This window comes from Thiothrix eikelboomii (assembly GCF_900167255.1).
Lineage (GTDB): Bacteria > Pseudomonadota > Gammaproteobacteria > Thiotrichales > Thiotrichaceae > Thiolinea > Thiolinea eikelboomii.
In genome coordinates this window covers 1-23,734 of the sequence record NZ_FUYB01000011.1, presented here as the reverse complement: position 1 = coordinate 23,734, position 23,734 = coordinate 1, and the positions used below count along the sequence as shown (strand labels likewise).

20 protein-coding genes and 3 tRNA genes are annotated in these 23,734 nt (G+C 47.5%); 20 read left to right on the top strand and 3 right to left on the bottom strand.

Annotated elements, in window-relative coordinates; genetic code table 11:
- Positions 1-48 precede the first annotated feature (48 nt).
- The 20 genes from thrC (at position 49) to B5D50_RS11495 (ending at position 21,193) form a co-directional block, all read left to right on the top strand.
- Positions 49-1,476, top strand: coding sequence for a threonine synthase (gene thrC, locus B5D50_RS11590; protein ID WP_078922804.1), 1,428 nt, complete (start codon positions 49-51; stop codon positions 1,474-1,476).
- A gap of 29 nt (positions 1,477-1,505) precedes the next feature.
- The gene (locus B5D50_RS11585) at positions 1,506-2,156 is read left to right on the top strand and encodes a hypothetical protein (protein ID WP_078922803.1); all 651 of its coding nucleotides are present in this window, start codon (positions 1,506-1,508) and stop codon (positions 2,154-2,156) included.
- A gap of 43 nt (positions 2,157-2,199) precedes the next feature.
- Entirely contained in the window at positions 2,200-2,673 is a 474-nt protein-coding gene (locus B5D50_RS11580; protein ID WP_078922888.1) for a phosphatidylglycerophosphatase A family protein, read from the top strand.
- Positions 2,674-2,678: 5 nt separating this feature from the next.
- A complete protein-coding gene (locus tag B5D50_RS11575; protein ID WP_078922802.1) occupies positions 2,679-3,302 on the top strand; it encodes an LbetaH domain-containing protein in 624 nt (207 codons plus the stop codon).
- 269 nt (positions 3,303-3,571) lie between these two features.
- Positions 3,572-4,741: an ROK family transcriptional regulator gene (locus B5D50_RS11570; RefSeq protein ID WP_078922801.1), complete on the top strand. Its 1,170-nt coding sequence runs from the start codon at positions 3,572-3,574 to the stop codon at positions 4,739-4,741.
- Between the two features lie 101 nt (positions 4,742-4,842).
- On the top strand, positions 4,843-5,922 hold the full coding sequence (locus B5D50_RS11565; RefSeq protein WP_078922800.1) for a Gfo/Idh/MocA family protein: 1,080 nt from the start codon (positions 4,843-4,845) through the stop codon (positions 5,920-5,922).
- Complete coding sequence (locus tag B5D50_RS11560; protein WP_078922799.1) at positions 5,922-6,752, top strand: sugar phosphate isomerase/epimerase family protein; 831 nt, start codon at positions 5,922-5,924, stop codon at positions 6,750-6,752. The genes B5D50_RS11565 and B5D50_RS11560 overlap by 1 nt, the downstream gene beginning before the upstream one ends.
- Positions 6,749-7,561 carry an alpha/beta fold hydrolase gene (locus tag B5D50_RS11555; RefSeq protein WP_078922798.1) on the top strand — a complete coding sequence of 271 codons (813 nt, stop codon included), beginning with the start codon at positions 6,749-6,751 and terminating at the stop codon, positions 7,559-7,561. The genes B5D50_RS11560 and B5D50_RS11555 overlap by 4 nt, the downstream gene beginning before the upstream one ends.
- Positions 7,558-8,463: an ROK family protein gene (locus B5D50_RS11550; RefSeq protein ID WP_078922797.1), complete on the top strand. Its 906-nt coding sequence runs from the start codon at positions 7,558-7,560 to the stop codon at positions 8,461-8,463. The genes B5D50_RS11555 and B5D50_RS11550 overlap by 4 nt, the downstream gene beginning before the upstream one ends.
- Positions 8,464-8,571: 108 nt before the next feature.
- Entirely contained in the window at positions 8,572-9,846 is a 1,275-nt protein-coding gene (locus tag B5D50_RS11545) for an ABC transporter substrate-binding protein (protein WP_078922796.1), read from the top strand.
- A gap of 202 nt (positions 9,847-10,048) precedes the next feature.
- The gene (locus tag B5D50_RS11540) at positions 10,049-10,798 is read left to right on the top strand and encodes a carbohydrate ABC transporter permease (protein ID WP_234975865.1); all 750 of its coding nucleotides are present in this window, start codon (positions 10,049-10,051) and stop codon (positions 10,796-10,798) included.
- Positions 10,785-11,696: a carbohydrate ABC transporter permease gene (locus B5D50_RS11535; protein WP_078922794.1), complete on the top strand. Its 912-nt coding sequence runs from the start codon at positions 10,785-10,787 to the stop codon at positions 11,694-11,696. The genes B5D50_RS11540 and B5D50_RS11535 overlap by 14 nt, the downstream gene beginning before the upstream one ends.
- Positions 11,697-11,699: 3 nt before the next feature.
- Positions 11,700-12,770, top strand: coding sequence for an ABC transporter ATP-binding protein (locus tag B5D50_RS11530; RefSeq protein ID WP_078922793.1), 1,071 nt, complete (start codon positions 11,700-11,702; stop codon positions 12,768-12,770).
- 35 nt (positions 12,771-12,805) lie between these two features.
- Complete coding sequence (locus B5D50_RS11525; RefSeq protein ID WP_078922792.1) at positions 12,806-13,945, top strand: glycerate kinase; 1,140 nt, start codon at positions 12,806-12,808, stop codon at positions 13,943-13,945.
- A gap of 261 nt (positions 13,946-14,206) precedes the next feature.
- Entirely contained in the window at positions 14,207-15,622 is a 1,416-nt protein-coding gene (gltX, locus tag B5D50_RS11520; RefSeq protein WP_078922791.1) for a glutamate--tRNA ligase, read from the top strand.
- A gap of 39 nt (positions 15,623-15,661) precedes the next feature.
- Positions 15,662-15,737, top strand: a tRNA-Ala gene (locus tag B5D50_RS11515).
- 35 nt (positions 15,738-15,772) lie between these two features.
- The gene (locus B5D50_RS11510; RefSeq protein ID WP_078922790.1) at positions 15,773-15,979 is read left to right on the top strand and encodes a hypothetical protein; all 207 of its coding nucleotides are present in this window, start codon (positions 15,773-15,775) and stop codon (positions 15,977-15,979) included.
- A 15-nt stretch (positions 15,980-15,994) separates the two neighbouring features.
- Positions 15,995-16,070 (top strand) — tRNA-Glu (locus B5D50_RS11505).
- Positions 16,071-16,101: 31 nt separating this feature from the next.
- A tRNA-Glu gene (locus B5D50_RS11500) sits at positions 16,102-16,177 on the top strand.
- Positions 16,178-16,342: 165 nt separating this feature from the next.
- Positions 16,343-21,193 (top strand): alpha-2-macroglobulin family protein, encoded by a 4,851-nt coding sequence (locus B5D50_RS11495; protein WP_078922789.1) that lies wholly within the window; start codon positions 16,343-16,345, stop codon positions 21,191-21,193.
- Positions 21,194-21,218: 25 nt separating this feature from the next.
- Here the strand turns inward: B5D50_RS11495 and B5D50_RS11490 are convergent, their stop codons facing one another.
- From B5D50_RS11490 to B5D50_RS11480, 3 genes are all read right to left on the bottom strand, one after another.
- On the bottom strand, positions 21,219-22,697 hold the full coding sequence (locus B5D50_RS11490) for an ATP-binding protein (protein WP_078922788.1): 1,479 nt from the start codon (positions 22,695-22,697) through the stop codon (positions 21,219-21,221).
- 2 nt (positions 22,698-22,699) lie between these two features.
- Positions 22,700-23,389: a response regulator transcription factor gene (locus B5D50_RS11485; protein ID WP_078922787.1), complete on the bottom strand. Its 690-nt coding sequence runs from the start codon at positions 23,387-23,389 to the stop codon at positions 22,700-22,702.
- Positions 23,390-23,429: 40 nt separating this feature from the next.
- Positions 23,430-23,734 (bottom strand): transposase family protein (locus B5D50_RS11480; protein ID WP_143594345.1); only part of this gene is annotated, 305 nt, incomplete at its 5' end.

Sequence of the window (23,734 nt, the reverse complement as noted above, 5' to 3'; positions counted from 1 at the left end):
AACTCTCGACTCCCCTCGAATCTGGAGGGGAGGCATAAGGTTCAAGTTATGAAATACATCTCAACTCGTGGCCAAGCGCCCGCTCAATCCTTTAGCGAAATTTTATTGGGTGGCTTAGCACCGGATGGTGGTCTGTATCTGCCAGAAACTTATCCGCAGTTTAGCGCTGCTGATTTAACCGCGATGCGCACGATGAATTATCGTGATTTGGCCTTCGCTGTTTTATCGCGGTTTGCAACGGATATTCCAGCGGCTGATTTAAAAACGATTATTGATAAAACTTATACCGCAGCAGTGTATTGTCATGTCCGCGAAGGCGATAATCCTGAAGATATTACGCCGCTGCATACACTAGAACCTAATTTACATTTGCTGTGTTTATCCAATGGCCCGACCTTGGCGTTTAAGGATATGGCTATGCAGCTATTAGGTAATCTATTTGAATATGTCCTCACGAAGGCAGGGCAGGGGATTAATATTCTCGGTGCAACTTCAGGGGATACTGGTTCTTCGGCTGAATATGCGATGCGCGGTAAACAGGGCGTCAATGTATTTATGCTCTCACCACATGGTAAAATGAGTCGCTTCCAAACGGCACAAATGTTTAGTCTGCAAGATCCTAATATTTATAATATCGCCATTAAGGGTGTGTTTGATGATTGCCAAGATATAGTCAAAGCAGTATCGAATGATCATGCCTTTAAAGCCGATTATAAAATCGGGGCAGTGAACTCGATTAATTGGGGGCGGATTGCTGCGCAAATTGTTTATTATTTTAAAGGTTATTTTGCGTCTACCACTGACAATACTCAGCAAGTCAGTTTTGCTGTGCCTTCTGGGAATTTTGGTAATGTCTGTGCGGGGCATATTGCACGCATGATGGGCTTGCCGATTAAGCATTTAATCGTTGCGACCAATGAAAATGATGTACTCGATGAGTTTTTCAAAACGGGGGTATATCGCCCACGTGGCTCGGCGAATACTTATCACACCAGCAGCCCGTCGATGGATATTTCTAAGGCTTCTAATTTTGAGCGCTTTATTTATGATTTAGTCGGGCAAAATGCAGCTAAACTACAGGCACTTTGGTCGAGTGTGGATCAAGGCGGAGCTTTTGATTTAGCAGCTCAAGGTTTATTGAGCAAAGTTCCTGAATTTGGTTTCCAGTCTGGTTCAAGCAATCATGCTAATCGAATGGAAATGATTCGCAAAATTTGGGTCGACTATGGGCTAATGATTGATACGCATACCGCCGATGGTTTAAAAGTTGCCCTAGAGTTGCGGGAAGCTGATGTACCAATGATTGTTTTAGAAACGGCTTTACCAGCTAAATTTGAAGAATCAATTCAAGAGGCTTTAGGTCAAGCGCCCGTGCGTCCTCAGGGTATGGAGTATCTAGAAACTTTGCCACAGCGTTTTGAAGTGATGGCTGCCGATGCTGAGGCTGTGAAGCAGTTTATTAAAAACCATCTTTGATTAAGCCTCTGTGATGTGAGAGTCTGCAAATGCGATGGCAGCGATTTTCAGAGTTAATAGCACCAGATGACCAAGCCCTTGAAACTTTATCAGGGATTATTCTTACCATGTCGGTGCTCTCTACTTTGCAAGTCGCTTCAGCGCAAAGTATTGATACGCGAAGTTTAGTGTACGCTGCTATCGGTTCAACCATTGCTTGGGGTTTTGTTGATGGCATGATGTATTTAGTTGGGACGCTGATGGATCGTACCCGTGCTTACAAGGTTATGCGGGGCTTAAGGTCAGCAGCGAGTGTGCTTGATTTCCGACAGCAATTAATAGCGGAATCTCCTGAGTATTTAGTCGACCGTTTAAGTGATCACTCTTTAGATAAAATACAAACTTTTTTGCAGTCAGAACCGCTAGAGCATCGCCCAAGCTTGAATAGGGACGACCTGCAAACCGCGCTCTTGCTGTGGTTGGTGGTGGTGAGTGCTAGCTTGCCATTAATTATGCCTTTAGTATTTATTCACGATCATGTGCTAGCCTTTCGGGTGACCCAGTTTATTTCCGTATGGATTATGTTTGCGATGGGTTATAAGCTGGGTACTTGGCTCGGGGTGAAATCAGTTAAGTCAGGTTTGTTATTTGCAATGATCGGGATTTTGATTGCGGTAGTTTGTATTTATTTAGGCGGTTAGTTGGCTAGTTTGGTTATTATTGTTAACTTTAGATGGCTTTATTATGAGCTTAGCAAAAACTGTTTTTAAATCCCCCGTCCATTTATTAGCTTTTGGTTTTGGAAGTGGTCTAGTGCCGTTTGCACCGGGTACTTTTGGTACTTTGGCCGCTATTCCACTCTATTGGATTTTATCGCTGTTCCCACTCTGGTTTTATTTATTAGTTGTGCTAGTAGCCGCCATTGTCGGTATTTGGCTGTGTGGTGAATCTGCTAAGCGTCTCGGTGTACACGATCACAGTGGCATCGTTTGGGACGAATTTGTTGGCTTTTGGATCACTATGATTGCAGCCCCTAGTGGCTTGATTTGGATTTTAGTGGGCTTTGTCTTATTTCGCATTTTCGATATTTGGAAACCTTGGCCGATTTATATAGTTGACGATAAGGTGCATGGAGGCTTTGGTATTATGCTCGATGATATGATTGCAGGCGCTTACGCTGTTATGATTATGCAAGTATTAGCGCTATTCTTTGGTTGATAGCAATGAGTTTACCTAATATTGGCGATTTCATTGATTCACCTAATTCATTGTTACTTAGCTTAATTGGTAAGTTAACCCCTTGGCAGGCATTGAGTGAATTAGAAAGTTTGATTGATAAGCTTTTATTAGGCTTAGATTCACAAGAGTATTTGATCAACAATAAACAAGCTATTCATAAAAGCGCTACTATTGAACCTAATGCGCAACTTAAAGGTTCTATGATTATTGGGTCGAACTGTTTTATTGCCAATGGTAGCTTAGTGCGTGGCGGAGTTATTTTAGAAGCCAATTGCACGATTGGACATTGTAGTGAGCTAAAAACTGCATTCTTATTTACAGGCAGTAAACTCGCGCACCTTAATTTTGTAGGCGATAGTGTGATTGGTTCTGATGTTAATATCGAAGGTGGAGCAGTTATTGCTAATTACAGAAATGAATGGCTCGATAAGGAAATTCAAATCTTTCATAAAAATCAACACATTGCTACGGGTGTTTTAAAATTTGGCGCTCTAGTCGGGAATCATAGCCGCATTGGTGCGAATGCTGTGATTGCACCGGGGGCTATTTTGAGTCCCAATACTATTATTAGGCGCGGCGAAGCTGTTGACCAATATCAGAACACTTAAGTTTAATGGTTGCCTACTGCGATTAATTCCCTCTGTAGCCTAGTTAAGCAATTTTTGAGCTACTAATCTTCTCGTACTATGTGTTTTTTCTTGAGTTGGTTATGAATGCATAAGCATTAATAGAGCTGGTTGTTTTGACAGATGAAATAGCCTAAAGCCAAGCTCCCAAAGCAAACTGGATAATAGCTCTTTTCTTTCGAGCTAATCTAGGTAATCTGTGGCGCTACCCATCTGTATCTAAACGGGTCTATCCAGCTCTGAGGCTTTCAATGAATACAAATAAACTGTTGCGTCATATCAACGCAATCCGCAGCCTACGCCTATTAGCACAGGGACAAGCCTTGTCACGGGCTGATATTGCGCGTGAGCTTGGATTGACCCGCGCTACGATTGGTTATGCTATAGCTGAGCTTTCGGATGCGGGGTTAGTGATTGAGAATGCTGAAGCTACCTCTGATGGGCGCAAAGGGCGACCCGGTACAGGCATTCAACTTAATCCGCACGGAGCTTATTTTCTCGGTGTGGATATTGGCACTAAAGTATTAACCACCGTTTTGATTGATCTGAATATGTCTGTCGTGATACGTCGAGTTGATAACGCTGGCTCGGACTTTCGTAATCCCGACCAGATTACCACTCGTATCCTATCAGCGATACAAACAGTATTACAGGCGTCTGGTATCGCCCCTGATTTGGTGGAGGGAGTAGGTATTTCTGTACCAGGTTTGGTTGGGCATGATGGGAGCGTCGTCAATGCGCCCTTTTTAGAGTGGCGGCATTACCCTTTGCGTCAGATTTTGGCAAAAGCCTGCCCTGAAGGCTGGTCTGTCATGGTCTGTAACGATGCGTTCGCATTTGCTGGTGCCGAGCGTGCCATATTGCCCCCCACTGAATCAAAGAACCTGTTTCTGCTGCTACTGGCCGAAGGTATTGGGGGTGCATCGCTTGATGGTGAGCGCGTTTTTACCGGTGCGCATGGTTATGCGGGAGAGGTAGGGCATACTCAGATCACAGTAAACGGGCGCACAGAGGCTTTTGATATATTGGCAGGGGCAAAATTATTTGCTGATTTCTTTGTTCCAAACCAAACCGTTGCCGATGGTGTTGATCTGCTGTTGGCGCGACAGAGCGAACCCGCTGTATCGCAAGTGCTGGATCAATGGGCCGATGCCGTTGCGACGGGGCTAGCGAATATTATCCATCTGTTTGATCCGGGTCGGGTGATTTTAGGTGGCCCTATTGCTGCTTTGTACCCGTGCCGGAAAATCCGTGTTGATCATCTTCTAGAAGGCTTGTTGCTGTACGGCTTTTCACTACCTGATATATCAGTGGCTAGCTTTGGCGCTGATGGTGCTGCCATTGGTGCTGCGGCGACCATTCGTGAGCAAATGTTTGCACTTCCCGAACTCGAAGGTCAGTCGATACTCCGGTTTACCTGATTTTAGCCCTGGTACTTTTACATTCTATAGCTGTAAATTCTTTTTGACATTCTAATTTGTTTAAGTTTAAAATTAAAACAAATTAAAGGATGGAGAAAACAATGCCACTGTCAAAAGAATCAACACTGCTGCGGGTAGGCATCTTAGGTTGTGGGCCAATTTCACAATTTGCGCATCTCGAGGCTGTCCAAAAAGGGCGCAATGTCATGCTGGCTGCGGTGTGTGACCGGGATGAAGGTTTAGCCCATAAATTTGGCAGCTTCTATGCAGCCGAAAAAATCTATACCGATTACGAGGCTATGTTGGCGGATGAGACAGTGGATGCCGTGATTATTGCCACTTCGGATGCCTTCCATGTACCTGCCTCCCGTAAAGCACTGATGGCAGGCAAGCATGTGTTTTGTGAAAAACCTATAGGGCTTTCTGTAGAAGAAGTTGAGGCGTTGCAAACCGATGTCAAATGCACCGGTAAGGTTTTGCAAATCGGGCATATGCTGCGCTTTGACCCTGGTATTCAATCTGCTTACGACTTTATCAATACTGACATGGGTCAGATGTTGGCACTAAAGGCATGGTACTGCGACTCCACACACCGCTACACCGTCACTGACGCAATCCAAGCCTTGGCGCAAACAGGTAAGAATGCCCTTCGCCCTGCTGGCGATCAAAAAGCCAATAAGCACCGTTACAACATGCTGGCACACGGTAGTCATCTGGTGGATTTGGCACGTTACTTGGGTGGCCCCATTCGTGCTGTACAGACCAGACAACTCGACCGCTATGGCTCGATGTGCTGGTTTGTTGATGTAGATTTTGAGAGTGGTGCATTGGGACATCTTGATTTGACCTTACAGGTGCGCATGGATTGGCACGAAGGTTTTCAAATTTATGGTGAATACGGCAGCGTGCTTGCCAAGATTTTTAACCCTTGGTTTTACAAGGCGAGTGAGGTTGACATTTTCCGTGAGGCAGATGGCGCATACCACCGAACCTTGGGGGCTGATGGGCATTTCTACCGCAGGCAAGTAGAGGCATTTGCCGACGTGGTGCTAAAGGGTCTACCCATGACAGGGGCATCTATTGAAGATGGTCTGGCTTCAGTGCGGGCAATGGTGGCTATTGCCCAATCGGCACAATCAGGCAAACCCGTTGACCTAGCCAGTGTGGAGGGCGCGGTCTGATGTATCCGGCGATTTTCTCACGCACTTATCCATCACAGCGCATTAGTGACGTGTTGCAGGCTATTCAGGCAGACGGGTTTCGCGGGGCGCAAATGAACCTGCTCAGTTTTGGGATGGACAGCCTGCCCGAAACCCTAGACCGCAATGCCTTGACAACAGGCTGTGACGAAGCGGCAAGTTTAGGAGTCAAATTCGCTGCATTATCAGGAACCTATAATATGGCACATCCTGACCGAAGGGTGCGCGAAGCGATCCGTCCGCGTTTTTTGCAGGTATTGGCAGCGGCACAGCTCATGGGGACATCCATTGTGACGCTTTGCACGGGGTCACGCGATGCAGGGAATATGTGGGCAGCCCACTCTGAAAACACCTCAGCCTCAGCTTGGACTGACCTCCGCGCTGAACTTGATTGGGCACTTGCCGAGGCCGCTTCTCGCGACCTAATGCTAGCTATTGAACCTGAGCCGGGCAATGTAGTGCGTAATGCAAAGGTAGCGCGAACATTATTGGATGAAGTGCATGCCCCTCATTTAAAGATTATTTTGGATGCTGCCAACCTCATTGGGGTACAGGGTTTGGCGCATCAAGCAGACATTGTGGCAGAAGCAGTGGGGTTGCTGGGTTCAGATATTGTGTTAGCGCATGCCAAGGATATTGACCTTTCTGGAAAAGTAGTTGCGCCCAGCCAAGGGTCGATCAACCTCCCAGCTTTTGTAGCAGCATTGGCGGGGGTGGGGTTTGATGGCGCATTGGTGGGGCATGGGTTTGAAGCACAAGATACTGCCCTAGCAGGGAAAGTTTTGAATGCTCTTTGTGGAGCGCAAGTATGAGCAAAGGCGCATTCATCACAGCATCGGGTTGTCGCTTGGTTTATGACATAACGGGCAGTGGCCCTGCTGTGTTGTGGCAGCATGGCTTGGGTGCGCCATTGACTCAACCATTAGCCGTCTTTCCCGATCTTCCCGTGACACGGATTACCCTAGCTTGTCGAGGTCATGACGATAGTGATCTTGGAGCGCTTGAGGAATTGTCGATTGCTACTTTTACCCAAGATGTACTAGCCCTACTCAAGCACTTAGGGATCGAACAGCTCACAGCTGCGGGTGGCATCTCTTTGGGGGCAGGGTTGGCACTCCGTCTTGCTGCTTATCACCCAGAACGGGTTGCATGCCTGATGCTTGCCCGTCCTGCATGGATTGACCGCCCAGCCTTGGAGGGGCAGCAAGGCTATATTGAGGCAGGACACTATTTGGAGCTTTATGGCGCAGCAGAAGGGCTGGATCGCTTTCGTGCTTCGGATGTATTTCGTTTAGTCGCAACGGCTTCACCTGATAATGCTCATTCACTGCTGAGTTATTTTTCGCGTCCACGCCCTGAAACGACCACGGCATTGCTAGCACGTTTACCCAAAGACTGGCCGGGTGTGCCGCTCTCGATGTTAAAAAAGCTTAGCCAACCGACGTTAGTGCTCGGCAATGGCGAGGACATCGTTCATCCGCTCAGTTTTGCACAGGAGTTGGCTAGGCTCGTCCCCAACGCAACGCTGCAAGTGATTCCATCAAAATCGGTTGATCCTAGTGGCTATCAATCACAGTTCAGCATGGCTTTGGAGCGATTCTTGATGGGGATCACAGCATGAATTCGCACTCAATTCTGGTGGTTGATATTGGCGGGACAAATGTAAAGTTCGCCGCTATCCATCAAGGGCAACATCTGACTGAGACTCAGCAACGCCCTACCGCAGACCTGCGTAATGGCGATCCTATCAGCAATCTTGCCCGCGCGATTCTTGAGGTATCTGCTGAGTTAGGGTTAAGCCCCCAAGCAGTTGTTGCCACTGTGCCGGGGCTTCTCGATCCCAACCGTGATTTGGTGCGTTTTGCTGGGAATATCCCTGAATTCAATGGTCGCTTGTTAGCGAGTCAATTGATGGAGTTGGTTGGTATTCCAGTCATTTTGGAGCGTGATGCCATCATCTCATTGCGCGGGGAATGGCAAGCAGGGGCCGGAAGTGGGGTAAACAATCTCTTGGGTCTATTCTTTGGAACAGGCGTTGGTGGCGCATTCTTGCAAGACGGCCAGCCGTTTCGGGGCAGTGGCTTTGCCTTGGAGATTGGCAATATGCCGTTTGGGCGTGAGGGTCGCCAATTGCAAGGCATGCGTACTGACTGTTTGGAAAGTTATGTCTCTGGACGTGTGTTGCAAAGTATTGCGGATCGCCACTCTGTGCCTATTCAAAACGTGTTCCTCCAAGCAGCCGAAGGCGGTGGGCTGCAAGCGGCGATTGATGATTTCATAGCCGACCAGTCCATCGCCATCGGTATTGCTTTCTCGCTGTTTTCACCTGACGCGCTGGTATTGGGTGGTGGCATTTGCGATATGGCAGGCTTTCCGCGTGAGCGTTTGGCGAAGTTGGTAGAGGAAAACTCTACTGTTCGTGAATCAGGCAATACGTTGGATTTGCGCTGGGCAAGCCTTGGCTGGGGTGCTGTGCTGCATGGTGCTGAGGTGACAGTCGATGAGCAGGTAGGACGCTTTTAATGCTGGGATGGTTAGCTGGATAGAGTGGCTAGTTTGTCCCTCATCTGGCAATGGTTAGGAAATACCCGTGATGGGTGCAATCAAACCTTTAGTAAGGAGGAGAATCACATGAAACAGTTGAAGCAGTTATTGGTTGGTAAGGTTCAGCTTGCTGTGGCAGTTGCCACACTGACAGTGGGGATGGCAGCCCCCAGTTTCGCTGAGGATGTTGAGGTCATGCACTGGTGGACTTCAGGTGGCGAGGCGGAAGCTATTTCCGTCCTCAAGAAGGCATTAGAGGGTGAGGGTGTAGGTTGGAAGGATGCGGCAGTAGCAGGCGGTGGTGGTGCAGCTGCCATGACCGCATTAAAAGCGCGGGTAACATCGGGTAATCCACCCACCGCCGCACAAATTGGTTTAATGGGCTTGCAGGAATGGGCAGGTGAGGGGCTATTAGGCGATTTGAGTGCTACAGCCGAGAAACAAAGTTGGGTAAAGGATTTACCACCTGCGGTGATGGAGGGGGCAAAATACGAGGGTAAGTTTGTAGGTGTGCCGTTTAATATCCACCGTGCTAATTGGTTATGGTCGAATGCCAAAATTTTCGCTGACAACGGTCTGACTCCGCCGACCACATGGGATGAGTTTTTTGCGGTAGGTGACAAACTGAAAGGTAAAGGCATTATTCCTCTAGCATTAGGCGGGGAACCTTGGCAAGAAACCATTCTACTGGAAGATACCATCACAGCAGTGGGGGGTTCTGATTTCTACCGTAAAGCTTTCCTTGAGTTAGATATGGGTGCGCTTGGTTCAGAACAGATGGTCAAGGCGTTCGAGACGCTAGGTAAAATCCGTGACTATATTGATCCGGGTGCTCCGGGTCGGGCTTGGAATGATGCGACCTCAATGGTGCTAACGGGCAAAGCGGCTATGCAGTTAATGGGTGACTGGGCCAAAGGTGAAATAGTCAAAGCTAAACTCGTACCCGGTAAAGATATTTTGTGTACTCCAGCCCCCGGTACAGCAGGCGCATACCACTTTAATGTGGACTATTTCATGATGTTCAAGGCGGAAGGTAGCCACCTGGATGCGCAAATGAAGCTGGCGGCAGCCATTATGGACCCCAGCTTTCAGGAAACCTTCAATATGGTGAAAGGTTCAATCCCCGCTAATACGGCAGTGAAGGGTGACAAGTTTGATGTGTGCGCCCAACAAGCCATGAAGGATATCCAAGAGAGTGTGGCAAAGAATGCCTTGATTGGTGCATTGCAAGGTGGCGCCGCGCAATCAGCTCGTATCCAAGGCGCAGTACAAGATGTGGTGGCAAACTTTTTCTCCTCCAGCCAATCGGCTAAAGACGCCGTGGCAGCACTTGTGAAAGCAGTTGCTGACGCTAAGTCTTAATGTCTAAGTAGTGAGGTATCCATTTTCTTAGGATACCTCACCACATCCCACGCTTGAAGATGCAGAGGCTCACATGTCTATTGCGAAACGCTTACGGGGATCACTTCCCCTCTTTGTAATGGCGCCTTCGCTTACTCTGATCGGAGTAGGTGTCTACGGCTTCATTGCCACGACCTTCGTGCTATCGCTAACATCTTCACGGATGTTTCCGAAATTCGATTTCGTTGGTTTTGACCAATACGTGCGCCTATTCTCAAATGACCGCTGGCATATTGCTGTGCATAACATGGTTATTTTTGGTGGGCTTTATATGGTGCTAGGTACTCTGCTGGGTCTACTGCTTGCCATTTTCATTGACCAGCGTATTCGTGCTGAAGGTTTTTTTCGTACTGTCTATCTTTACCCAATGGCACTTTCGTTTGTGGTTACGGGTGTCATTTGGCAATGGATGCTTAACCCATCCTTGGGCATTGAAAAGCTTTTGCATGATTGGGGGTTTGTGGAAGCTAAGTTCCGTTGGTTGGTGGATCCTGAATGGGCCATTTATACCGTGGTGATTGCGGGAGTCTGGCAAGTGACCGGCTTTGTGATGGCAATTTTCTTGGCGGGCTTGCGCGGTGTGGACACTGAAATCCTGAAAGCGGCACGGGTTGATGGCGCATCTCCTTGGAAAACCTATACACGTATCATTATTCCAGCGCTACGTCCGGCTTTTATGACAGTGCTGGTAGTAGAGGGAAATCTTGCTATCAAGAGTTACGATCTTGTAATTGCCTTGACCAAGGGGGGGCCGGGTATCTCCACCGAATTGCCCTCAACCTTCATGTATTCGACGACCTTCAACCGCAATGATCTGGCATTGGGCGCTTCTAGTGCCGTGATTATGCTAATGACGGTTGCTGCGATTGTCATCCCCTACCTTTACATGGAGCTGAAAGATGACAAACGCTAATGTAGTTACAGCTAATCTAGATGCACGCGCTACCAAGAGCCGTCAGCGCCAACGGATTGCCAATCGGGTGTTGGTTTATGCGGTGTTGGTTTTTTTTGCGATTTTGTTTTTAGCCCCTGTCTACACCATGTTTCTGACAGCGCTCAAGACCATGCCAGAAATCCAGCAAGGCAACCTGTTTGCCCTGCCGCAAAATCCATCATTCCAAGCGTTTGGTCATGTTTGGAGTGAGGCTTGCATTAGTGTGCGCTGCACGGGCTTGCGTGGCAATGTGCTGAATTCCTTCCTGATGGTGATTCCTGCGGTGCTGATTTCAGTCAGCCTTGGCGCATTGAATGGGTATGTGCTGACTAAATGGCGCTTCAAATACGATAACCTGATATTCGGCATTATCCTGTTTGGCAGTTTTATTCCGTTTCAGATCGTGTTGATCCCAATGGCATTCACGCTTGGAAAGCTTCACTTGGCAGGCAGTATTTCAGGGTTGGTATTGGTGCATGTTGTGTATGGCCTAGCTTTCACCACGCTGTTTTTCCGCAACTACTTCGTGACAGTCCCTGATGACATTATTAAAGCGGCAAAAGTGGATGGCGCAGGATTTTGGATGACGTTTTACCGTATTTTGCTACCCATTTCGTGGCCCATCATTATGGTGGCGGTGATTTGGCAGTTTACCGGCATTTGGAACGATTTCTTGTTTGGTGTGGCGTTCACAGGGGGCGAAAACCAACCGCTGACGGTGGCACTGAACAACCTTGTTAATACTACCACTGGAACTAAGGCGTACAACCAAGACATGGCGGCAGCCATGATTGCAGCTATTCCAACCTTAGTGGTGTATGTGTTTGCTGGGAAGTTTTTCGTGCGTGGTTTGATGGCAGGCTCTGTTAAAGGATAAATCATGGGTAATCTTGCAGTACAAGACCTCACTAAAAGTTATGGCTCTGTCCATGTGTTAAAGCATATCAATCTAGCCATCGACGAGGGTGATTTTCTGGTCTTGGTCGGACCTTCGGGATGTGGCAAATCGACACTATTGTCGATTATTGCAGGTTTGGAACAACAAACCTCCGGTTCCATTCTCATTAGTGGTAAAGTGGTGGATACGTTAGAACCCAAAGAACGTGATATTGCAATGGTGTTTCAGTCCTATGCGCTATACCCAGCCATGACGGTTGCGGACAATATCGGTTTTGCTTTGGAAATGAGCGGTGTACCCAAGCCTGAGCGCTTAGTACGTATCCAAAAGGTCGCGGAGTTATTACAAATTGAACACCTGCTGCAACGTAAGCCGGGACAATTGTCAGGCGGGCAGCGGCAGCGGGTGGCAATGGGGCGGGCTTTGGTACGTGAGCCTAAACTATTCTTATTTGATGAACCCTTGTCCAACCTTGATGCCAAGCTACGGGTTGAAATGCGCACCGAAATCAAGAAACTCCATACCCGGTTACAGACCACCATTGTTTATGTCACCCATGACCAGATTGAGGCCATGACAATGGCAACCCGCATTGCGGTGATGAAAGACGGCCTCATCCAGCAATTTGGTACGCCCTCCGATATTTATGATCGCCCTGCCAATACCTTTGTTGCGACCTTTATGGGTTCACCGCCAATGAATTTAGTGCCTGTGACAGTTGAGGATGGACAATTGATCATGGCTAGTGGGGAGCGCCTGTCAATACCCGTAGGAGTCAACGCTGCTGCAATAACTGGAGGTAAGTTATTGCTGGGGTTGCGTCCTGAGTGGATTGCATTGGCTGATCAAGGCGCTAAAGACAGTTTTAGGATGGAGATTGAGGTAGTTGAGCCTACTGGCCCAGACCTGTACGTCAACCTGAATTTTGGTGGGCAAGCTATCATTGCCCGTTTGCCAGCAGGTGAGAGCGTGAAGCAGGGAGAATACGCACAGTTTTTGATCGACAGCAGCAAAACAATGTTATTTGATGCGGATACTGGGATGGCACTCTAATACGCCCTAGAGTGCCTTGTCTGCACGAGAATCCTATGAAAATTTTACTAGCCCCTGACTCCTTCAAGGAAAGTCTTTCCGCTGCTAAAGCTGCTGCCGCAATGGCACGCGGGGTCCGTCAGGTATTGCCGCAAGCTGAATTGCTGCTATTGCCCGTTGCAGATGGTGGCGAAGGCACAGCGGAAGCACTCGTGTCCGCAACCCAAGGGCAATTCATGTTCCACACAGTCACTGATCCGCTGGGGCGGGAGATTACTGCCCATTGGGGTTTACTGAATAATGCCAGAGAACCTGTGGCGGTGATTGAAGTAGCCGCAGCATCAGGGTTGGAGCGGCTTGCCGTTGAGGAGCGTAACCCGTGTATTACCAGCACACATGGCACGGGTGAATTGATTATGGCGGCGCTGGATCAGGGGGTGCGCCGTTTTATCATCGGGCTGGGCGGCAGTGCCACTAATGACGCTGGGGCTGGGATGTTGCAAGCATTAGGTGTGCGGCTCTTGGATGCCAATGGACAAACCATCCCGCCCGGAGGTCTTGGCTTGCAGTCATTACGATACATTGATGTCAGTACGCTTGATCCACGTTTGGCGCACTGTGTATTTGAGGTGGCTTGTGATGTGGATAACCCACTGACGGGTGCGCGTGGGGCTGCGGCTGTGTTTGCTCCGCAGAAAGGCGCGAATGATGCAATGGTAAGGGAATTGGATGCTGCTCTTTTACACTTTGCCCACTTGGTGCAAAGTTTGACCGGGCGGGATGTAGGGAGCTTACAGGGTGCCGGGGCTGCGGGCGGATTGGGGGCTGCATTTATGGCATTCTTGCCCGCTCAGTTAAAAAGCGGGGTGGATATTGTATTGGATGCTTGCGGGTTTGATGAGCATGTCAGGGATGCTGATCTGGTCATCACAGGAGAGGGAAAGATTGATGGTCAGACTGCTCACGGCAAAACGCCAATAGGTGTGGCGCGGCGTGCAAAGCAGCATGGTGTACCCGTGATTGCCTTAGCTGGCTCGATTACCGCTGGAGCGGAGGCAGTGTATGATCAGGGTATTGATGCGGTATTTAGCATTGTGCCGGGTGTAGTAACTTTGCCTGATGCCTTGCGGGATGCTGAGGCAAACCTTGAGCGTACTAGTATAGGATTAGCCCGCGTTATAAAAATTTCACAATAAAAACCTTTGAGATTAAAGATCGGATGGCTGGGCACTATGCTTTGGATAATTTACGTTTGAAGGAAGTTGATTGGCAAGTTGAAGGACTTGTCCGTGTTGTGTAGGTCATAGTGAATAAAATGCATACCAATAATTTAGCTTGGAATTAGCTAAAGTCACCCTCACAATTTAGTCTTAGACGATTGGACTCAAGGCTAGCCCTAGTCTCTCTAATGCCAAACTGCTACTCTTCGCGCTTCACGCTGTTTTCTCGAGTTGAATATGAAAGTCAGAACCCGTTTTGCTCCTAGTCCCACTGGCTACCTGCACATTGGTGGCGCTCGTACTGCTTTGTTTTCTTGGTTATATGCTCGCAAAATGGGCGGCGATTTTATTCTCAGGATTGAAGACACCGATTTAGAGCGTTCAACGCAAGCTTCGGTCGATGCGATTTTGCACGCGATGGATTGGTTGGGTTTGAATTATGATGAAGGCCCTTTCTATCAAACACAGCGCTTTGATCGTTATAAACAAGTTGTCCAGCAGCTGTTGGATAGCGGGCATGCCTATTATTGCTATTGCTCGAAAGAAGAACTAGACGCAATGCGTGAAGCGCAAATGGCACGTAAAGAAAAACCCCGTTATGATGGGCGTTGGCGCGATAGTCAAGAAACGCCTCCGGCTGGGGTAGCGCCCGTAGTGCGTTTTAAAAATCCATTGGAAGGCGTGGTTGAGATTGACGATCAAGCTCGTGGCAAGATCGTGATTAGCAATACGGAGTTAGATGATTTAATCATTGCGCGTTCTGATGGTGTGCCGACGTATAATTTATCGGTAGTGGTTGATGATATGGATATGGGTATCACGCATGTGATCCGTGGCGATGACCATATCAATAATACCCCCCGCCAAATTAATATTATGCGGGCATTGGGGCATCAAATTCCTGTATTTGCCCATGTACCTATGATTTTAGGCCCTGACGGGCAACGCTTATCTAAGCGACATGGGGCGGTGAACGTGATGCAATACCGTGACGAAGGTTATACGCCCGAGGCCTTGCTTAATTATTTGGTAAGGCTAGGTTGGTCGCATGGTGATCAAGAGATTTTTTCCCGCCAAGAAATGATCGAATTTTTTGAGTTGAGTGGAATTAATCGTGCACCGTCTTCTATTAATCCCGACAAGCTGGTGTGGTTGAACCAACATTATTTAAAAACCTTACCTGTAGCAGTCATTGCTGAGCAATTACAATGGCAATTAGCCCATCAACAACTCGATACCCGTACCGGACCTAGCTTAGAGGCAGTGATTCTTGCTCAACGTGAGCGCGTGAAAAACCTAGCCGAATTGGTTGCAAGCAGTCGTTATTTCTACGAGGCGATTAAAGATTATGACCCTCAAGCGGTACAGAAACAGTTTAAACCTGAAACTGCTGTTTACTTAAAAGCGGTGCATGCGGCTTTGGTCGATGTAGCGAACTGGGATGCTGAGTCTATTCATCAGGCGATTCAGCAAGCCTGTGAGGCTTTAGGGGTGAAGTTAGGTAAAGTAGGACCGGCTTTGCGGGTGGCAGTGACAGGTTCAGCTTCTTCACCTTCGCTTGAAATTACCTTAGGTTTGATTGGGCGCGAGCGCAGCCTTGAGCGTATTCAAGCGGCAATCGACTATATAGAAAAAATGCCCATAAAGGCTTGACAGTCAGCGCGGATTAATTCAGAATTCGCGCTTCTTCGGGGGGCTATAGCTCAGCTGGGAGAGCGCTACAATGGCATTGTAGAGGTCAGCGGTTCGATCCCGCTTAGCTCCACCAAAGCTTCCGATGAACTTAGACCAGTGAGGCAAGTCATGTTATTGCTGCTAGGTCGAATTGTGTTTTTTGTTGGATTGTTAATAACAGTAGTTACTTTAATCGCAGGGTTTGTTTTACTGTATAAAGACATTCAAAACTGGGCGCAAGCCTGCTTTATGGCAGTGCCGTTCGGGTTCATGTTAATGTTTGCGGGTCTATCAACGAATATCTTTTTAGAACCGCGTAGCACCGACAAGGATTAAAAACTGTTTTACGACGTCCCCATCGTCTAGAGGCCTAGGACACCGCCCTTTCACGGCAGTAACCGGGGTTCGAATCCCCGTGGGGACGCCAACTTTACAATTGAGTTTGACGTTTAAACAGCGTCCCCATCGTCTAGAGGCCTAGGACACCGCCCTTTCACGGCAGTAACCGGGGTTCGAATCCCCGTGGGGACGCCACTTTAAATACTATTGTTTCTTTTCACTCCTCCTGTTTTCCCTCAAAATAGCTAAAAACATAAAATATTTCTTTGGGTAGGTGGATGTATCTATAGTGTTCTGAGCTTGCTTGTTCCCAAAGTTATTATGTGATGTAGACAACATTAAGAACAATGGAGTTTAGCAATGGGCTTGCACCCGCTATTTAATTGGCAATCGCTATTAATCAGCTTGTTTATGTTCTTGAGCGTACAGAGTGCTTGGGCTGAGGAACAAACGACATTCAAAGCCGCTAGTTATACCAATCAGCAACTGTTATCTGAAATGTTGTTAGTGAATGCGGCCGAGCAAACCATCGACAAAGCGCCCGCTTTGGTGGTGACGTTTTCCCAAGATTTAGATACGAATCTTGATCCGGCGGAGTTTTTCACGATTACGCAGGCAGGCAAAGCTGTCGAGGGGACTTGGACGGTGATAGATAGCCCGCGCCGTTTATACTTTACTCAAATTCAACCTAATACCCGCTATCGGATTCAAGTCCGCCCGGGCGTAACTGCTAAGAATGGCTTAAAACTCTTAAAACCTCTCGATTTTGAAATAGCGACTCGTGAAATTCAGCCCGCTTTTGATTTTGCGAGTAAAGGTAGTTTGCTTCCTCAGCAATTAGCAACGGGTTTACCGATTCGAGTCGTCAATGTCCCCGAATTGGATGTGGAGTTTTTGCGCGTACCTCCTGAAAAGCTAGGCGAGGTATTTAAAGCAATTCGCTTAGATGATCGCTTGCAATCTTGGGAGTTAGAAGAAATTCACCAGATGACTAGCAGTGTCTATACCACTCGTTATCCTACCCATGCTAAGCCGAACGCTCGAGAAACGTTCATTTTGCCGATCAATCAAATTGAGGCTTTGAAACAACCCGGTTTATATTTTGCGGTGATTCGCCAACCGGGGCGCTTTACCGATAAAGCTTATCGGATTATCTATTTTGTGGTGACGAATCTTGGTTTGCAGGCACGAGTTTATCCAAAAAAGTTAGAAGTCTTTGTACATGCCTTGGATTCGGCTAAGCCTTTGCGTGGGGTTAAAATTGAGCTTAAAGATAATCAAACAGTCCTAGAAGCGGTCACAGACGAGCATGGGCGTGCCAGTTTTGCTAAATACCCTGAAAAGGCGTTTTTTATGACAGCGACTAGTCCAGAGAATCAATTTGCTTTTCTTGATTTACGCTTGCCTCCCTTAGATTTATCGAACTTTCCTATTCACGGTTTACCTGAGGAAGAGATTGATCCTTATATCTATGCTTCGCATGCGCTGTATCGCCCCGGTGACACACTGAACTTAAATATTCTGCTGCGTGATCAAGATGGCTTGGTCGCAACTAGCCCCTTAAAATTAAGTATCGTGCGCCCCGATGGCAAAGTGATTTGGGAGGAAGCCTTAACAGCCACTACCCCGAATTTAGGTTATTACTTGCAGCGGTTTAGCTTGGCAGATGATGCGCCCGCCGGATTGTGGCGAGCTGAATTACGCCTAAAAGATGAAACTAAAGTGATTGAGGCTTTTGAGTTTAAAGTAGAAAACTACCAGCCTGAGCGAATGAATTTGGTGTTAAGTGGTGCTAAGCCTTTATTAACTCGAGATGATCAGCAGATTGTTTCTGTGCAAGGTAGTTATGTGCACGGTGGGCCGACCGCGAAACAAACCGTAGTCGCGACTCGCTATTTGCAAATTGAGCAGCAGCCTTTGGGTGAGGCTTTTAAAGATTATGTCTTTGGTGTACCTGAAGATACTAAACAGTTAGACAGTCTGAACTTACCAGAGGCGAGTTTAAATGAGCAGGGTAGTGGCTTTTTAGAGTTTCCACCCGTTGCTACTACGATTCAATCACCGCTCAAAACGACGGTCAGCGCGAGTATTTTGGAAGTCGGTGGTCGCCCCGTGTCGAGTGAGCTGCAACAAAGCTATTGGCCTAGCCAGCACTTAGTTGGGATTAAGCCGTTATTCACTCAAGCGACTGTGCCAGCCAACTCAGAGGCGCGTTTTGAAATTATTCGGGTTGATCCGGCCGCTAATTTATTAGCCGCCCAGCATTTAACAGCGACCTTGTTCAGTGAGTCCTATGATTATTATTGGGAGTATGAACAGAATAAGGGATGGCAGCAGCGCGGTATCCGTAATCAATACCCTGTGTTGCAACAGCGCGTCGAGCTTCCTGCAGGTCAAGCAGGGCAATTAGCGGTTCTGGTCAGCTCTGGACAATATCGACTAGAACTCGAGGATGCTGATACCAAGCTGAAAACGGCCTATGTTTTTAAGGCAGGTTGGCAAACTGTCAGTAATTCGCCTGCTCAGCCGAATACCTTAGAGCTTAAATTAGATAAGGCCGTGTATAAAACCGGTGAAACGGCTCAACTAACCGTCAATTTGCCCGCTAAAACTGAAGCTTTAGTGACGATTGAAGGCGGGCAATTATTATGGAGTCAACAACTCAGTTTAAATGCAGGTAGTTCGGTGATAGAGCTACCGCTTGATAAAACTTGGCAACGGCATGATTTGTATGTTTCCGTGCATGCCTTACAAACGGCTGAACTCAATCAAGCCACTCAACCTCAACGGCGTTTAGGTATTTTACCCATAGTGCTTGATCGCAGTGAACGCCAGCTAGAGCTGAGCTTGGAAGTGGCGGATGTGATGATGGCAGAGCAAGCCTTAAAAGTAGTGGTGAAGGCCGCTAATCTAGCAGCACAGGAAGGTTTAGTGACGGTATCGGCGGTAGATAGCCGCTTATTGAGTCACGCACCAATGCCTAATCTTGATCCGTTTAGCTTTTATTTTAGTTCACATGCGTATGACACGGCGTTATACGATAGTTACAACCAACTGATTACGCCAACTGAATTAACAGCTTTTGTTCCGGTATCCCAACCGCTTGCGACCACGACTCCCAAAGTTTTACTGCCAAGTCTAGGTCAGACACTCACTGCTTTGGTCAGTGAACCCGTGCAGTTTGATGCAGAGGGCAGGGCAGAATTGACGCTGCATTTGCCCGCTTTCACGGGGCGACTTCACTTAAGCGCGGTAGCAATGGGGGTAGAGCAATTAGGCAGTGTCAGCAAAGAAATTCAAGTAGTCGCGCCTGTTCAGCTTAAAGCAGAAGCCCCTGCATTTTTAGCGGCGGGTGATCAAGGCTTTTTAAAATTAGAACTTAAAAATACTGGGGATCATGATCAATCAGTGCAGCTGAAAGTGACCAGTAATGGTTTAGTGGAGGGGGCGAGTCTTGAGCGGGAATTAAACCTCAGTAAAGGCCAACTGGAAGCCCTTCAATTACCACTAACTACGTTAAGTGCACTGGGATTAGGGCAAATTCAAGTCGAGCTAGTCGGGAAAGATTTTAATTTCAAACGAGATTTGGCGATTCCGATACGTCCCGCGTATGCAGCGACAGTCGCGTATCAGCAGCAGACTTTAGTGGGTGTCGGGCAAAGCTTCGATGTGCGTCAGCAAGTCAGTACGGATTATTTACCGAATACCGCAGAAACCTGTTTAAGCATCTCCAAGAATCTGAGTTTGCCGGTGGCTGGAGTGGTGCGTAGCTTATTGAATTATCCGTATCATTCTTTAGAGCAAATCGTTAGTAGCACTTACCCCTATTTATTTCTCGATGAAGCGGCTGTGCAACAATGGGATTTACCCGCTATGTCGTTGGCACAGCGCACTCAGCAGATTCAAGAGACTTTAATGCGTTTACGGAGTATGCAGCTGCCTAATGGTGGTTTTACGCTTTGGGCGCAACCCGGTGTAGAAGAGTATTGGCTAAATGCTTATGTGACGAATTTCTTGTTGGATGCCCGTGAGCAAGGTTTTACAGTACCCGCCACCCTGCTGGATACGGCTTTAGCCCATTTGCAAGAAAATTGGAGGCAAGAAACGCCATCCTTAGAAGAGCGCTATCCGATGGCCGCTAATGCCGTGCAAATGGATTTAGCGGTGCGTGCTTATACCGCTTATGTGCTAGCGCGGGAGCATAAGCTCAGTTTAAATGATTTAAAGATTTTTGCAGATAAAACCGCTCCACAAATGGAATTCGGCTTAAGTTTGGTCAATTTAGGCTTGGCTTTAACACTGCAGGGTGAGGGTACACGCGGGGATGAATTGATTCAGCACGGTCTGAGTTTGCCACGTAAAGCAGATACTTATCTCGGTGACTATGGTAGTGTGCTGCGTGATCGTTTGATGTCCCTGTATCATCTAGTATTAGCTAAGCACCCCATACCTAGTTTAAATATCCAGCTGGAGTCTATTCTGTATAAGCTTCAGGAGAATCCCGATTTAAGTACTCAAGAGCAGGCGTTTGTGTTTTTGTTGGGGCGCTTATTGGAAAACCAAGCTAAGGACACTTGGCAAGCGCAATTAGTGCTCGATGGGCAAGTATTGGACTTGGCACAAACCGGTAGTTTTAATCGCTGTGTGAATGAGTTTAAGGCTGAGACGAGTGTCTTGACTAAAAATGATGAGCCTATTTATGTCAGTCTGCTGACCCAAGCTCACCCTAAATCAAGGCCTGCAGCGACGGATAAACCGATTCGTATTGAGCGCAAATGGTATAATTTGGCGGGCCAAGCCTTGACGCCTGCTGATTTAAAAGTCGGTGATCTAGTATTAACCCGCTTGAATATCGAAACCCCTGAACCGATTCCACATGCCTTAGTGGTTGATCTCTTACCGTCAGGTTTTGAATTAGAATCCGGCGATTTACAGGCTAATGAGCGGCTACAGGCCTTGAAGCTAGAGGACATGGCTGTCTCTGTGGCTGAAACGATGGCTTATTCGGCAGCGGTGCAAGAAAGCTTTTGGCCTGATCGTTATTTAGCTAATTTAGCCTTGAAGGCTAAGACAAGTCGCACCTTATTTTATCTAGTTCGAATTGTGCAACCTGCCCAAGCGACGATACCACAAGCCTATGTCCTTGATTTAGATCGACCCTTGATTCAAGGTTTAAGTGCTGGAGCGGGTGTTTTGCAAACAGCACGTTAACTATTATTATTGAGTTTAGCTAAGCTTAGGTCGGTAAGTACAGGCGTACCCGAGCACCGACATAGGGTGAAACCAACAATTCAATCTTGCCACCAACGGCAGAGACGATTTCAGTGCTCACGGCTAAACCGATGCCTTGGCCTTCGGTTTTACTGTCTTCACGAATGCCTCGTTTGAGCAGTTTGGACGGGTTTTCACTCGGGAAACCCATGCCGTCATCATCAATATCAATGACGAGCATATCATTGTCACGGAAGGCTGAAATCTCGACTAAGCGATCACAGAAACGGCAGGCATTATTAATCAGGTTGCCGAATAGCTCCATGAGGTCTTCAGAATCTAAACGGCATTTGGCGTATTCGTCTACATTCACCCGAATCTCAAAGTCTTTGCCACGATGTACTTTATGCATCGTGCTCGCTAGGCGCGTGAGAATAGGACGGATCGGCTGTGACATAATAATGGCGTTTTCGCTTGTGACCATCGCTTTACGCAATTGACGCGAAATAATTTCTTGCATGTGCTCAATTTCAGCGGCAATCCCCGCTAAACCGACATGATCATGCGGTACATCTTGGAAGCTGCCACCTTCTAAATGGGATTGGATGGCGGCGAGTGGTGTCTTTAAGCTATGTGCTAAATCGTCTAATGAATCTTTATAACGCTGTTTTTGACCTTTCTCATGGCCAATTAAGGCGTTGATGGTATTTTTAATCGGCACTAATTCGTCAGGATATTCATCTTGGATAGTTTCTTTATTACCTGCCTCAATGGCGCGTACTTCTTCTTCAAATTCACGAATAGGGGCGACCACCCAAAAGCTAGAGGCCAGTTGTGCAATCAGAATAAGGATGACTGAGGCAAAAAATAAAATTGAAAAGACCATCACGAGGTCATCAATTTCTTTATCTACATTCTTCATGGACTCGGCCACAATGAATAAATAATGCCGATTGGAGCTAGTGCCTTCTTCTGCGTTCTCACGAAACGAGAAGTGTTGCACAGCAACCATATATTCTTCAGGATGGAATTTTTCTTCGGTCTGGCTAGCCCCTGTGGGTGAGGGGGTGGACTTCATACGATCTGCAAAGGGGGTAAAGTTTTGCACTTCAGGATCGTTGAAGAGCTTTTCAAAATCAAAATAGGCAAAGAATAAATCGGTACGGTTTAAGTCAACACCTTCGTTATCAATGGAACTCCAAATAATCCGATTTTGTTGGCGATCCCAAATATAGGCAAACCGACGCTTCCGATCTTGTACCAGTTGGTTACGGGAAATAAATTGTTCAGCGGCCGTTTTATTACGCTCAGGAATTAAGAAGTTGCCACGCTCATATTCAATGAAGCCGAGGAGATCAGAGGCCGTTCGCTCGAGTTCTAAGCTAATTGCTTCGGTTTTACGTTGATAAATACTTAAACTCAGGAGTACGCCTAAGATTAAAATACCAATCACAATAATCGTAAAGCCGCTAACCAGCTGGCGGCTGCGTAACGAACCCATCATGACTAATTATTTGGCCGATGGCAGTCTAAAGTAAAACGATAACCACGTCCGCGCAAAGTCTCAATCGGTTTGAGCGTTTCAGCAGGGTCGAGTTTTTGACGTAAGCGCCGAATAAAGACTTCAATGACATTACTGTCACGGTCTGCGTCTTCTTCATATAAGCTATCGGTTAAATGAGTTTTAGAAATCACTTGGCCTGCATGTAACATCAAGTGTTCAAGCACACGATATTCATAAGCCGTCAGGGTAATTTCATTTTCATCCACATAGACACGCTGCTCAGACAGATTCAGCCGAATCGGCGGGCAAGAGAGTTCAGCTTGAGTCCAGCCTTTGGTGCGGCGCAATAAAGCCCGCAAACGTGCGGCGAGTTCTTCAGCATGAATCGGCTTGACGAGATAATCATCAGCCCCTGCTTCTAAAACTTCGACCTTAGTTTCCCAACGGTCACGCACGGTCAAAGTGACAATGGGATATTCCAAGCCTTTGGCACGCACGCTACGAATGATCTCAAGACCTGTCACATGGGGGAGGCCGAGGTCGATGACTGCAATATCAATCGGATATTCAGTTGCAATATATAAACCTTGAGCACCATCACTAGCGACATCAACAGTAAAACCATTTTTTTTGAGATCACTGGCGATTTGCTCACGGATGGGTGCTTTATCTTCAACAACAAGTACGCGCATAGATTTGTTCGACTATTTAGTAGACCTCTTGCGAAAATAATTATCCCCCAATCATCCGATTAACAAGAGCGGCGATCAACCGTAAGCGTAGCTCAAACCGTCGTCGCCGTCCTCGGTAAACCCCCTTCAGAATCCGAAAAATTTTCAGTGAGCGAATCCGATGCTCCACCTTGACCCGAACCTTGGCCAACCGCTGATTGAACTCCATTTGCTCCGGCTCTAAGTCTCGACCCGGCGGCTTTTTGAACGGCATGACCACAGAGCATCCCTCGACCCTGAACCCCACATAGCCCAGATCCACCGCACAGACGCTACCCGCCGGAAGATGATGAGCGTGGCGGCGAG